We start from the raw sequence: 12,799 nt of genomic DNA, 5'->3' as shown, positions 1-12,799 counted from the left end.
CCATGTGAGAGTAGGGAACTGCCAGGCATCAAATAAGTAGAGAGGCCATCCGAAAGGATGGCCTTTTTGCGTTTATACGCTGCACAAACTAATCCCCCAACGCCCTGCTTATACGGTAAACTACCTGCGTTTTTGCATCAGGATAGCGTCTATGAACCACTCCCTTAAGCCCTGGAATACCTTTGGCATTCAACGCAATGCTAAACAAATTGTTCGTGCCGATAATGCACAGCAACTGCTGGATGCATGGCAAAGCGCAACAGAAAATAACGAACCCGTACTGATTCTGGGCGAAGGAAGTAATGTCCTGTTTCTCGATGATTTTGCGGGAACGGTGATCGTTAACCGCATCATGGGGATTGATGTTGAAGAGCGTGCCGATAGCTGGCACCTGCACGTGGGGGCCGGTGAAAACTGGCATCATCTGGTGCAATTCACCCTCGAAAAAGGGATGCCGGGCCTGGAAAACCTTGCGCTTATTCCAGGCTGCGCCGGATCGTCACCTATTCAAAACATCGGTGCCTACGGCATCGAACTGAAACATGTCTGCGAATATGTCGACTGCATCGAACTGGCGACCGGAACGGCTAAGCGTTTAACGGCGGAACAGTGCCGGTTTGGCTATCGTGACAGTATCTTCAAGCATGAATATCAGGATCGCTACGTGATTGTCGCCGTGGGCCTGCGCCTGTTGAAGAACTGGCAGCCCGTGTTGACCTACGGAGATTTAACGCGTCTCGATCCGGCTACCGTAACCGCCCGCGACGTTTTTGATTCCGTTTGCCATATGCGGATGACCAAACTTCCCGATCCAAAAGTAAACGGAAACGCAGGAAGTTTCTTCAAAAACCCGGTTATCAGCAGCGAAAATGCAAAAGTCTTTCTTGAAGGATGGCCAGCCGCGCCACATTACCCTCAGGCGGATGGCAGCGTGAAGCTTGCCGCAGGATGGCTTATCGATCAATGCCAGCTAAAAGGCACTTCAGTAGGCGGTGCTGCCGTTCACCAGCAGCAGGCTCTGGTGCTGATTAATCAGCACGATGCGACCAGCGATGATGTTGTACAGCTGGCTCATTATGTTCGTCAGCGTGTGGGCGAAAAATTTAACGTCTGGCTGGAGCCAGAAGTTCGCTTCATTGGCTGCACAGGTGAAGTTAATGCCGTGGAGACTATCGCGTGAAGGACAATACCATTCCCTTAACCCTGATTGGCATCCTTGCTGACGGTGAGTTTCATTCTGGCGAGCAGCTGGGTGAACAGCTTGGCATGAGCCGTGCTGCTATCAATAAACATATCCATACGCTTCGCGACTGGGGTGTTGATGTGTTCACGGTTCCTGGAAAAGGCTACAGCCTGCCGGAGCCGATTCAATTGCTGAATGAAGAAACGATCCGCAGCCAGATCGGACACGGCAATGTTGCGGTGCTTCCGGTGATTGATTCGACGAACCAGTATCTTCTGGATCGTCTGCCTGAGCTGACATCCGGCGATGCCTGCGTTGCTGAATATCAACAGGCCGGTCGCGGCCGTCGCGGTCGCAAATGGTTTTCGCCATTTGGCGCTAACCTCTATTTGTCTATGTACTGGCGACTCGATCAGGGCCCGGCCGCTGCTATTGGCCTGAGTCTGGTCATCGGCATCGTCATGGCGGAAGTGCTGCACGATTTGGGGGCGGATAAAGTACGTGTTAAGTGGCCTAATGACCTCTACCTCAACGATCGTAAACTTGCTGGCATTTTGGTCGAACTGACGGGAAAAACGGGCGATGCGGCGCAAATCGTCATTGGCGCAGGCCTCAACATGGTGATGCGCAATGTACAAAATGATGTGGTGAATCAGGCCTGGACTAACCTCCAGGAGGCGGGGATCGTCATCGATCGTAACACCCTTGCCGTGCGTATGATTAAAGAGTTGCGCAGTTCACTCACGCTTTTTGAGCAGGAAGGGCTGGCACCGTTCCTGTCTCGTTGGGAAAAGCTGGATAACTTCATTAACCGCCCGGTGAAACTGCTGATTGGTGATAAAGAGATCTACGGGACTTCACGCGGTATTGACGCACAGGGCGCGCTGCTCCTGGAGCAGGATGGCGTGACTAAACCCTGGATGGGCGGTGAGATTTCACTGCGAAGTGCCGAATAACCGGATCGAGTTAATTATGCGAAAACCCGTGTGCGCAACGCTGGCCGTCATGATGAGTCTGCTGTTCTCGCCTCTCTCTCATGCGGATCGGGCCTGGGAGAGTTACAAGGCCCGCTTTTTCAAACCGGAAGGCCGCATTGTTGATACCGGTAATGGCGGCGTGTCGCATACGGAAGGTCAGGGTTTTGCCATGCTGATGGCGGTGGCCAACGACGATAAAGCCACGTTCGATAAGCTCTGGCAATGGACAGACAGTCAGCTGAAGAACAAAGAAAATGGTCTGTTTTACTGGCGCTATAATCCCGCAGAGTCCAACCCGGTCGCCGACAAAAACAACGCTGCCGATGGCGACGTGCTGATTGCCTGGGCGTTGCTGAAAGCCGACGCCCGCTGGCATGACAAACGCTACAGCGCCGCATCGGATGCAATTACAAAAGCACTGATTGACCACAGCGTGATCCGCTATGCCGGTTACCGCGTGATGCTGCCCGGCGTCCAGGGGTTTAAGCTTGAGGGTGAAGTGGTCCTCAATCCTTCCTATTTCGTGTTTCCGGCCTGGCAGGCCTTCTCCAGACGCAGTCATTTGCCGGTCTGGCGAGATTTGATTAAGGACGGGAAACGCCTGCTGGGGAAAATGGGCTCGGGTAAAGCGAATCTGCCCACTGATTGGGTTTCACTGGCATCAGGTGGCAAGCTGGCTCCCGCAAAAGGCTGGCCACCGCGAATGAGCTATGACGCGATTCGTGTTCCGCTGTACGTTGCCTGGTCTGATAAGCAGAGCCCGCTGCTGACGCCGTGGAAGGCCTGGTTCGGACAGTTTCCCCGGGAACAAACGCCCGCCTGGGTTAACGTGACGACCAACGAATATGCGCCCTACATGATGGAAGGCGGCCTGCTGGCTGTACGTGATTTCACGATGGGGCAGTCTTCCGGTGAACCCGAAATCACCGCTAAAGACGACTACTATTCGGCAAGTCTGAAAATGCTGGTGTGGATCGCCCAGCAATAATGTCGAGATAGTCCCTCTCCCCGATGGGGAGAGGGACGTCATACCTTGTTACTGCGGATACGGTACCCAATCCCCGCCGTTCAGGCGAACGTACGGTTTGTTCTGATACTGAATGACGACCGCGTTAGCGTTCTCTGAGACTTCTGCCGTTTGCGGCAGTTTGCTGGTGAGCTGATCCCAGTTCACGCTATCTTCCACAAACAGCTTCCCGTCAACGGCGCGGGCAACCAGCTCTGAGATGGCCAGATAGCTGGTTGGCTGTGTAATCTCAATCGGTGCGCCCTGATGCGGTGCCTTCATCCCAAAGAATTTAATGCCTGCAGGTACGTTAGTGATGGACGGGCTTGGGATATCACGCAGACCCGACACCTGCATTCTGTCACCTTTCAGCGCACCACCGTGCTCAGGCACCACAACCACCATTACTTTACGGCCTGATTTTTCCAGCTCCGTGAAGAACGCGTCCAGCTCGTCAAAGAACTTCTGCGCACGCACTTTATAATCAGCCGTTTTGCTCACGCCCGGGAAATGGTTACCGTCGTGGAGCGGCAGGGTGTTAAAGAACGTCGCGCTGCGCGGATTACTGTCTTTTTCGATGGTCTGCAGCCAGCGCTGCAGGACGGCAGTATCGTCATAAACGGGCGAACCGTCGAAGCCCAGCAGAGAGACAGGAAGACCGGTTTGATCCATCAGCGGTGCCTGCATGCCGCCCTGTTCGCGCACCTCTTTCAGGAAGTTACCGAACTGGCCGTTATGCCCCAGCATCAGGTGCTGCGTAAAGCCCAGCTTTGCGAGGTTATCGAACAGATAACACTGGTTGCCGGCGGGTTGATACAGGTTTTTATGCGATGTCTGACCGCAGCTTGCACGCAGCAGGCGGATCGCCGCCGGGCCGCTGTACGAGGTGGCAGAGTTGAAATCTTTAAACTGAATATCGAAGTGTGACCACAGCGGATGAGACATCAAACCGGCGGCGTCCACGTCAGCCCAGGAGAGAGAGCAGATGTTGATCACCAGAAGTTCAAACGGCTGAGCATCCGCCGGCAGCGCATCCGGGAATTTAGTCTGTCGCTTGTCTTCCGCGGTATAGAAACTGGAGAGCCAGGCGTTCAGGTTGGTTGAGGTTGGCGGTGCGGTCTGGGTTGGGATATCGCCCACCACAGGCGTATCGCCTGCCGTTGTGACGGTTGCCGCCGCGCTTCCCCCTGTGGTAGTCACCGTGGTGGTCGGTTGACCGGCAGGCCACAGCGAAAAGTTCGGCCCAGCCAGCGTCAGCACGTTAAGCCAGATCATAATCGCGACGACAAACACCGTGACGCGGATCCACTGTGACAGGAACAGCCAGGCAACCAGCAGAACAAACACCGCGCCAATCATCTGCCAGTTAATAAAGCGCTCGGTCAGATCGAGGACATAGCTGGCGCTAAAGCCCGCCACTTGGGACCCCTGGCTCATAATGCTGTCCGGCCCCGGTAGCCAGGTATCATGCCAGAACAGCGCAAAGCCGACAGGTATAGCGACCCAGTGGCGCAAGCGATGTAGCCTGATATTCGGCAGCGGCATCAGCAGGAAGGCCATAAACACCAGGTTGAGAAGGGGATGGAAATTCAGATAGCCTGCCCACAGCAGGCCAAACTTCACCAGAAAGTAGAAGTTCCAGCCGGAAAGGCCGCGCCAGTATTGCCAGAGCGGCGAGGGTGACGAAGCGGTATAGGTAGAATTAGTCATGTTTTCGGTCTGCCTTGACGTGTGATGCCCGTGTCAGTGTTCCGGCTGGTTTTACATAGCGAGGTTTAATAAACAGCACTCTGGCCGTATCACGGATACGGCGTATGGAATGGCGCGCATAGTAGCCAAGCGGGAAAAAGATCAGCGCACAGAATATAACCAGTTGAATGATATCGCTGATGTTCATGATGATGCGTTCTCCGCGTTGTCTGTTAATAAGCGAAGGGGTTCCGGAACCCGACGCCAGACGTGTCCATCATGTCTGGCGTTGAGAATCGGTTTGGCATCGCTCTTGATTGCGAGCGGTTTGGCCCATTGTTCAGGCTGGAGCGCACGCATCTGCACCAGCTCCGCGCTAATCGTATTATCTTCGAACCAAATCATACGGTTCGAGAAAATATCCCCTGTAGGCAGGGGGAAGATGTGGTTAAGCGCCGTATCGAGATCGTTTACCCGGCAGAAGGACAAAAACAGCACCAGGCGATTGTCGCCAATGGTCATGATGTCCCCTGTACGGTTCGGGCGACATAAGGTGAGAGCCTGTTCAACGCGAATACCCGGTACAGGACGCAGGGCAACCATAACCCCTTTTCCATCAGCAGGTAGAAGCGTGTTGTTCATCATGTTGCCCACGGCGTCGCAGAAGGTATCCCATTTTTGGTACCCACGCAGCTTCATCGGCTGCGTCATGGAGAGCAGCGTGGAAATATCTTCCGGTACGTGGCGGCTAAACTGCTGGCCCTGAACGCTTTCGATAAGCGTCAGGCAGCGTGACAACGGCGCATTCCAGGGAATAACCATATTGGCGCCGCAGCCCAGAAGCAGGCGCTCATCGGTGGCGCGCAGGCTGGTATTATTTTCGCGCACGATGATTTTCAACGCACTGCCGCGCTGGCGGCGTAAGGTGTGGATTTGCCGTGCCAGCGTCTCAATCTGGTTATTCTGCATCAGCGAGAAAATAAGGGTTGCCGCCTGGGTTGTGCGGGCTTCATGGAAAAGGGCTTCGTTAGATTCAAACAGCGTCCAGTTTTCCGACAGGGCGGGTGCCCCCTCTAAAACCGCGATATGGCTCAGGATGCGTTTTTCATCACTGCGCGGCTGCACCACGGTTTCTTCCTGCTGCGCCAGGTGCCACTCGCCCTCGATATGTTTCAGCGTAAGCTGTTGCCTGGCACTCACGCCTTTTTCATTACACCAGAATGCAATATCGTAGAGATAGCTGCCCGCCTGGTCACGAACGCTTGCCAGGCCGAACAGGGAGCGATATTCGCCCATTAAAAGTGAAAACAGCTTGTCATTATTACTGCCGGGATTGACTATCAATAGCGTGCAATTTTGAAATTTTGCCCATTTATTGATTTTTTCCAGCCAAGGCAGCAGTTTTTCAGCGGGCATATTTTGCAGGACGTTATTTGCGCATTTCAGAATCACTAAATAGTGATCCGGATCAATAGAGCACTGAACGTCGCGGGACAAAAAGTATAGACTATCGGCTTCCGATGTCATGGAAAATAATCGCACCGTCTGGGGGCCGCGACCACTTTCAAGCGTAATAATTTTCTTCGGATCTTCGCCCATGCTAATGACGGCCACGCGGGAATCCTTATCCTGAGCAGCAATTGTCTGGTTTACCAGACTGATAGCATCTTCATTACGGTCCGTATTAATCCACCAGACTCCTCCGACTGGCATGTGGCTCAATTCGTCCCATAATGACTGGATGCCAATAGAAAATATGGAGTCCACGGTGTCCCTCTTTTCGTCTAATTTATCTGTATCTCAGTTTACTAGCGAAAGCGTAGAAATAAACCTAACATTGAAATTAAAGAACATCAGATTTAGCATGTAAATGAAATTTGTCAGGGCAGGAAGCCCCGCAACTTCTTTAGCGTGCGATTTTACTTAAAGGGATGGAAAAAGAATGGATAATAACGAACCTGGAACCCCAGTCGACTCGACTCTGGGTTACACATTCCAAAACGATTTTCTGGCGCTGACGCAGGCCTTTTCTTTACCTGAAATAGATTACACCGATATTTCCCAGCGGGAACAGTTGGCTGCGGCTATTAAACGCTGGCCGTTATTAGCTGAATTCGCCCATCAACAATAAGGGAGCCATTGATGGCCATACTCGGATTACAGGGTGTCCGTGGCGGTGTGGGTACCACATCAGTTACCGCGGCGCTGGCGTGGTCATTACAGCTTTTAGGTGAATCGGTGCTGGTTATTGACGCCTGCGCCGATAATTTGTTGCGTATGTCGTTTAACGTCGACTTTTCTCGTGAAGAGGGCTGGGCCCGGGCACTGCTTGATGATAAAGACTGGCAGGATGCAGGGATGCGCTATACCTCCCAGCTCGATCTGCTGCCGTTTGGGCAACTGACCACCACGGAACGCGAGAATGAAGCCGCGTATCAGCGCCTGTTTTCGCAGTTCACGCTGGCGCTGCAAACCCTGAAAGAAAAGGGACACTACAAGTGGATCCTGCTGGATCTGCCGCACGGCGCCGGCACGCTGACCCGACAGCTTATCGCCCAGTGCGATCATATACTTTCCATCGTCAACGTCGATGCGAACTGCCATATCCGCCTGCATCAGCAGGGGCTGCCTCAGAACGCTCACCTTCTGATTAACGATTTGCGCATTGGCAGCCAGATCCAGGACGATCTGTATCAGGTCTGGCTGCAAAGCCAGCGCCGTCTGCTTCCCATTGTCATCCATCGTGATGAGGGGATGGCGGAATGCCTTGCGTCTAAGCAACCGCTCGGCGAATACCGCAGCGATTCACTGGCGGCAGAAGAGATCCTGACGCTGGCTAACTGGTGTCTGCTGAACTTCGCCAACAGGGCGGAGCATGCAGGGAGTTCTGTATGAGTCGTCTCGCCAGCTGGTTACTCATCCCACCGGTCAGTTCGCGTTTGAGCGAACATTACCGGCATTTCCGCCGGCACGGTGCTTCGGCATTCAGCGCCGCGCTCGGCTGTTTCTGGATGATTCTGGCCTGGATGTTTATTCCACTCGAACACCCGCGCTGGCAGCGCATACGTGCCCGGCACAGTGAGCTGTATCCGCACATTAATCCCAACCGGCCGCGTCCTTTGGATCCGGCGCGCTATCTCATTCAGGCCATCTGGCTGGTGGTCACGTCATCCCGCTCAGAGAAAATAACGCCGCACTGGCGCAGCTTCTCCCGCGTCCAGCAGTTACGTGAGCGCTACCACCAGTGGCTGGACAGACTGCCCAACAGCGTAAGCGATAAGACCAGCCATCTGGATAACCATAAAGAGCTCGGGCATCTTCACCCGGGCCTGCGGCGTTTTATCCTCGGCGTGATCGTCGTGTTCTCGCTCATTCTGGCGCTGGTCTGTATTACGCAACCTTTCAACCCTCTGGCACAGTTCACCTTCCTGATACTGCTGTGGGGCGTGGCGCTGCTGGTCCGCCGTATTCCGGGCCGCTTCTCGGCGCTGATGCTGATTGTGCTGTCGCTGACCGTCTCCTGTCGCTACATCTGGTGGCGTTATACCTCAACCCTGAACTGGGACGACCCGGTCAGCCTGGTGTGCGGCCTGGTGCTGCTGTTTGCCGAAACCTACGCCTGGATCGTGCTGGTGCTGGGCTATTTCCAGGTCATTTGGCCGCTCAACCGCCAGCCGGTTCCGCTGCCTAAAGACACCGCGCAGTGGCCGTCTGTTGATCTCTTTGTACCGACCTACAACGAAGATCTGAGCGTGGTGAAAAATACCATTTATGCCGCGCTGGGCATCGACTGGCCGAAAGACAAGCTCAAGGTCTGGATCCTGGATGACGGCAACCGTCCGGCGTTCCGCCAGTTCGCAGAAGAGGTTGGCGTCGAGTACATCGCCCGTCCGACTCACGAGCATGCGAAAGCCGGGAACATCAACAACGCGTTGAAGTATGCCACAGGGGAGTTTGTCTCGATCTTTGACTGTGACCACGTGCCGACGCGCTCGTTCCTGCAGATGACCATGGGCTGGTTCCTGAAGGAGAAAGAGCTGGCGATGATGCAGACGCCGCACCACTTCTTCTCGCCGGATCCGTTTGAACGTAACCTTGGCCGCTTCCGCAAAACCCCGAACGAAGGCACGCTGTTCTATGGCCTGGTGCAGGACGGAAACGACATGTGGGATGCCACCTTCTTCTGCGGTTCCTGTGCGGTTATCCGCCGTAAGCCGCTGGATGAAATTGGCGGTATCGCCGTCGAAACGGTCACTGAAGATGCGCACACCTCTTTGCGCCTGCACCGTCGTGGCTATACCTCGGCGTATATGCGTATTCCGCAGGCTGCCGGTCTGGCAACGGAGTCTCTGTCGGCGCACATTGGTCAGCGTATTCGCTGGGCGCGCGGCATGGTGCAGATTTTCCGTCTCGATAACCCACTGATTGGGAAAGGGCTCAAGCTGGCGCAACGTCTCTGCTACGTTAACGCCATGTTCCACTTCTTATCCGGCATCCCGCGGCTGATCTTCCTGACCGCGCCGCTGGCGTTCCTGCTCCTTCACGCTTATATCATTTACGCCCCGGCGCTGATGATTGCGCTGTTTGTTCTGCCGCACATGATCCACGCGAGCCTGACGAACTCGAAGATACAGGGTAAATACCGCCATTCCTTCTGGAGTGAAATCTACGAAACGGTGCTGGCCTGGTATATCGCGCCGCCGACGATGGTGGCGCTGATTAACCCGCACAAAGGGAAATTTAACGTCACCGCCAAGGGCGGCCTTGTAGAAGAAGAGTACGTCGACTGGGTGATTTCCCGTCCGTATATCTTCCTGGTATTGCTGAATATCGTTGGCGTCATCGCCGGTATCTGGCGTTACTTCTACGGCCCGGAAAACGAAATCCTGACCGTCTTTGTGAGTATGGCCTGGGTCTTCTACAACCTGATTATCCTCGGCGGCGCGGTAGCGGTGTCGGTGGAGAGCAAGCAGGTTCGTCGTGCGCATCGCGTTGAAATCTGCATGCCTGCGGCGATCGCCCGTGAAGATGGCCATCTCTTCTCCTGTACCGTGCACGACTTCTCTGACGGTGGTCTGGGGATCAAAATCAACGGCCAGGCGAAGGTGCTGGAAGGCCAGAAAGTTAACCTGCTGCTTAAGCGCGGCCAGCAGGAGTATGTCTTCCCGACGCAGGTTGTGCGCGTGGCGGGCAATGAAGTCGGTTTGCAGCTGATGCCGTTGACCAAAAAGCAACATATCGATTTTGTGCAGTGTACGTTTGCCCGCGCGGATACGTGGGCTCTCTGGCAGGACAGCTTCCCGGAAGATAAACCTCTGGAAAGCCTGCTGGATATTCTGAAGCTGGGGTTCCGTGGCTATCGTCACCTTGCAGAATTCGCCCCGTCGTCGGTGAAATTAATTTTCCGGTCACTTACTTCGCTGGTTTCCTGGGTCGTGTCGTTCATTCCTCGTCGTCCTGAGCGGGATGAGGCGAAGCAGGCGGACCCGGTTATGGCTCAACAATGATGATAACGCGATGAAAACAAAACTTTCCTGGTTATGTGCAGTGGCAATGGGGATGAATGTCCTCCCCGCAACAATGGCTAACGCAGCTCCTGGTAACGCGGCGGCAACGCCTGCGCCAACGGTACCTGTCGTCGCGCAGGCAACCGATCCGGTTGTCACCGCGGCACCTGGTCAAACAGAAAATATCATGCCGAACCAGCCAACGGAGGGGAACACCCTGCCGGCAGACGGCCAGGTCATCGGGCAGGTGATGCCGGGCGTCCGGGGGGCGAATGCGCCCGTCGTTGCGGACAATGCGCCGTCGCGGGACGTGAAGCTGACCTTCGCGCAAATTGCACCGCCTCCGGGGAGTATGGTGCTGCGCGGCATCAACCCTAACGGCGGCATTGAGTTTGGCATGCGCAGCGATGAGGTCGTCTCTAATGCGGTGCTGAACCTTGAATACACGCCGTCGCCGTCCCTGCTGCCGACACAGTCTCAGCTGAAGGTTTACCTGAATGATGAGCTGATGGACGTACTGCCGGTCACCAAAGAGCAGCTGGGCAAGAAAACCCAGGCGCAGGTGCCGATTAACCCGCTGTTCATCACCGACTTTAACCGTATCCGTCTGGAATTTGTCGGTCACTACCGCGATGTCTGCGAAAACCCGGCCAGCAACACGCTGTGGATGGACGTCGGGCGTAACTCCTCGCTGCAGATGACCTACCAGTCGCTGGCGCTGAAAAACGATCTCTCGGCATTCCCGGTTCCGTTCTTCGATCCGCGTGATAACCGTCCGCTCACGCTGCCGATGGTGTTTGCATCATCCCCGGACGTGACCGAGCAGCTGGCGGCCACCATTGTGGCGTCCTGGTTTGGTTCACGTGCTGGCTGGCGTGGACAGAGCTTCCCGGCGATGTATGACAAACTGCCGGACAGAAATGCCATTGTGTTTGCGACCAACGCGAAACGCCCGGCCTTCCTGCGCGATCATCCGGACGTCAAAGCGCCAACCGTTGAGATGATAAGCCACCCGGAAAACCCGTACGTGAAGCTGCTGGTGGTGTTTGGCCGCGACGATAAAGATCTGGTGCAGGCCGCAAAAGCCATTGCCCAGGGCAACGTCCTTTTCCGCGGTGACAGCGTGGTGGTGGATGAGGTGAAACCGCTGCTGGCGCGTAAACCTTATGATGCGCCAAACTGGGTGCGTACCGACCGGGCGGTGACATTTGGCGAGCTGAAAACCTATGAAGAACAGCTGCAGGCGACGGGGCTTGAGCCAGCGCCGATTAGCCTGTCACTGAATTTGCCGCCGGATCTGTACCTGCTGCGCACCAACGGCATTGATATCAATCTGAACTACCGTTATACCGCGCCAGCGACCAAAGACAGCTCGCGCATGGATATCAGCCTGAACAACCAGTTCCTGCAATCCTTCAGCCTGCAAAGCACGCAGGATACTAACCGCCTGATGCTTCGCCTGCCGGTGCTGCAGGGTCTTCTGGATGGCAAAACGGATGTCTCAATCCCGGCACTGAAGCTGGGTGCGATAAACCAGCTGCGCTTCGACTTCCAGTACATGAACCCGATGCCTGGCGGTTCGGCGGAAAACTGCATCACCTTCCAGCCCGTACAGAACCACGTTGTGATTGGCGATGAGTCGACCATCGACTTCTCGAAGTACTATCACTTCCTGGCGATGCCGGATCTGCGCGCCTTTGCTAACGCGGGCTTCCCGTTCAGCCGCATGGCCGATCTTTCTGAGTCCATCGTTGTGATGCCAAAAGCGCCAAGCGAAGGGCAGGTCACGACCCTGCTGGATACCATGGCGACCGTTGGGGGACAGACGGGATTACCGGCGATTAACGTCACGTTGACGGACGATGGCAGTCAGATTCAGAACAAAGACGCTGACATCATGGTGATCGGTACCATTCCGGATAAGCTGAAGGATGACAAACGTATCGACCTGCTGGTGAAAGCGGCCCAGTCCTGGGTTAACACGCCGCTGCGTCAGACCGAGTTCCCGAGCATTATGCCGGATATGAACGACCGTCAGGCCAGCGCGCAGACGACCGTAACGTCTCAGGGGGCAATGGCCGCGGTGGTGGGCTTCCAGTCACCTTACAACGAACAGCGTAGCGTGGTGGCTCTCCTGGCGGATAGCCCACGCGGGTATGAACTGCTCAATACGGCTATGAACGACAGCGGTAAACGTGCCGCGATGTTTGGTTCCGTTTCGGTGATCCGTGAGTCCGGCGTCAATAGCCTGCGCGTGGGCGACGTGTACTACGTGGGCCATCTGCCGTGGTTCGAACGCCTGTGGTATGCGCTGGCTAACCATCCGGTTCTGCTCGCCATCCTGGCGGCGGTCAGCGTGGTCTTGCTGGCATGGGTGCTGTGGCGTCTGCTGCGAATCATCAGCCGTCGTCGCCTGAACCCGGATGAGTAAGATGTG

Annotated in this window: 10 protein-coding genes; 7 read left to right on the top strand and 3 right to left on the bottom strand. The window is 55.4% G+C overall.

Annotated elements, in window-relative coordinates:
• The first annotated feature begins 151 nt into the window (after window positions 1-151).
• From murB to DEO48_RS21080, 3 genes are read left to right on the top strand one after another with little or no spacing between them, the layout of a single operon-like run.
• The gene (gene murB, locus DEO48_RS21090; protein WP_109846199.1) at window positions 152-1,180 is read left to right on the top strand and encodes a UDP-N-acetylmuramate dehydrogenase; all 1,029 of its coding nucleotides are present in this window, start codon (window positions 152-154) and stop codon (window positions 1,178-1,180) included.
• Complete coding sequence (gene birA, locus DEO48_RS21085) at window positions 1,177-2,139, top strand: bifunctional biotin--[acetyl-CoA-carboxylase] ligase/biotin operon repressor BirA (protein ID WP_023309597.1); 963 nt, start codon at window positions 1,177-1,179, stop codon at window positions 2,137-2,139. Before murB ends, birA begins: the two co-directional genes overlap by 4 nt.
• 16 nt (window positions 2,140-2,155) lie before the next feature.
• A complete protein-coding gene (locus DEO48_RS21080) occupies window positions 2,156-3,148 on the top strand; it encodes a glycosyl hydrolase family 8 (RefSeq protein WP_047173989.1) in 993 nt (330 codons plus the stop codon).
• 48 nt (window positions 3,149-3,196) lie between these two features.
• Here the strand turns inward: DEO48_RS21080 and bcsG are convergent, their stop codons facing one another.
• From bcsG to bcsE, 3 genes are read right to left on the bottom strand one after another with little or no spacing between them, the layout of a single operon-like run.
• Entirely contained in the window at window positions 3,197-4,876 is a 1,680-nt protein-coding gene (bcsG, locus tag DEO48_RS21075; protein WP_023309595.1) for a cellulose biosynthesis protein BcsG, read from the bottom strand.
• The gene (bcsF, locus tag DEO48_RS21070) at window positions 4,869-5,066 is read right to left on the bottom strand and encodes a cellulose biosynthesis protein BcsF (protein WP_024908822.1); all 198 of its coding nucleotides are present in this window, start codon (window positions 5,064-5,066) and stop codon (window positions 4,869-4,871) included. Before bcsF ends, bcsG begins: the two co-directional genes overlap by 8 nt.
• Window positions 5,060-6,622 carry a cellulose biosynthesis c-di-GMP-binding protein BcsE gene (gene bcsE, locus DEO48_RS21065; RefSeq protein WP_045404779.1) on the bottom strand — a complete coding sequence of 521 codons (1,563 nt, stop codon included), beginning with the start codon at window positions 6,620-6,622 and terminating at the stop codon, window positions 5,060-5,062. Before bcsE ends, bcsF begins: the two co-directional genes overlap by 7 nt.
• A 175-nt stretch (window positions 6,623-6,797) precedes the next feature.
• On the opposite strand from bcsE, the gene bcsR reads away from it, so the two are divergent.
• Genes bcsR through bcsB form a run of 4 tightly spaced genes read left to right on the top strand, consistent with a single transcriptional unit; the run spans window position 6,798 to window position 12,793 of the window.
• Window positions 6,798-6,986, top strand: coding sequence for a cellulose biosynthesis protein BcsR (gene bcsR, locus DEO48_RS21060; RefSeq protein WP_008503237.1), 189 nt, complete (start codon window positions 6,798-6,800; stop codon window positions 6,984-6,986).
• 11 nt (window positions 6,987-6,997) lie between these two features.
• A complete protein-coding gene (gene bcsQ / locus DEO48_RS21055) occupies window positions 6,998-7,750 on the top strand; it encodes a cellulose biosynthesis protein BcsQ (protein WP_023333774.1) in 753 nt (250 codons plus the stop codon).
• Window positions 7,747-10,362 carry a UDP-forming cellulose synthase catalytic subunit gene (bcsA, locus tag DEO48_RS21050; RefSeq protein ID WP_029740462.1) on the top strand — a complete coding sequence of 872 codons (2,616 nt, stop codon included), beginning with the start codon at window positions 7,747-7,749 and terminating at the stop codon, window positions 10,360-10,362. The genes bcsQ and bcsA overlap by 4 nt, the downstream gene beginning before the upstream one ends.
• Before the next feature lie 10 nt (window positions 10,363-10,372).
• Window positions 10,373-12,793 (top strand): cellulose biosynthesis cyclic di-GMP-binding regulatory protein BcsB, encoded by a 2,421-nt coding sequence (gene bcsB / locus DEO48_RS21045; protein WP_109846198.1) that lies wholly within the window; start codon window positions 10,373-10,375, stop codon window positions 12,791-12,793.
• Window positions 12,794-12,799: the final 6 nt, after the last annotated feature.

The organism is Enterobacter sp. CGMCC 5087 (assembly GCF_003144775.1).
GTDB classification, from domain to species: Bacteria; Pseudomonadota; Gammaproteobacteria; order Enterobacterales; family Enterobacteriaceae; genus Enterobacter; species Enterobacter cloacae_M.
Note: the sequence above shows the minus strand (reverse complement) of the source record. Positions and strands in the feature narration are given on the sequence as shown.

Bases quoted from the DNA above. Each gene is read 5' to 3' on its own strand.
- murB (WP_109846199.1), top strand. From the start codon at position 152: ATGAACCACTCCCTTAAGCCCTGGAATACCTTTGGCATTCAACGCAAT.
- bcsB (WP_109846198.1), top strand. From the start codon at position 10,373: ATGAAAACAAAACTTTCCTGGTTATGTGCAGTGGCAATGGGGATGAAT.
- bcsG (WP_023309595.1), bottom strand. From the start codon at position 4,876: ATGACTAATTCTACCTATACCGCTTCGTCACCCTCGCCGCTCTGGCAA.
- bcsQ (WP_023333774.1), top strand. From the start codon at position 6,998: ATGGCCATACTCGGATTACAGGGTGTCCGTGGCGGTGTGGGTACCACA.
- bcsR (WP_008503237.1), top strand. From the start codon at position 6,798: ATGGATAATAACGAACCTGGAACCCCAGTCGACTCGACTCTGGGTTAC.
- bcsA (WP_029740462.1), top strand. From the start codon at position 7,747: ATGAGTCGTCTCGCCAGCTGGTTACTCATCCCACCGGTCAGTTCGCGT.
- DEO48_RS21080 (WP_047173989.1), top strand. From the start codon at position 2,156: ATGCGAAAACCCGTGTGCGCAACGCTGGCCGTCATGATGAGTCTGCTG.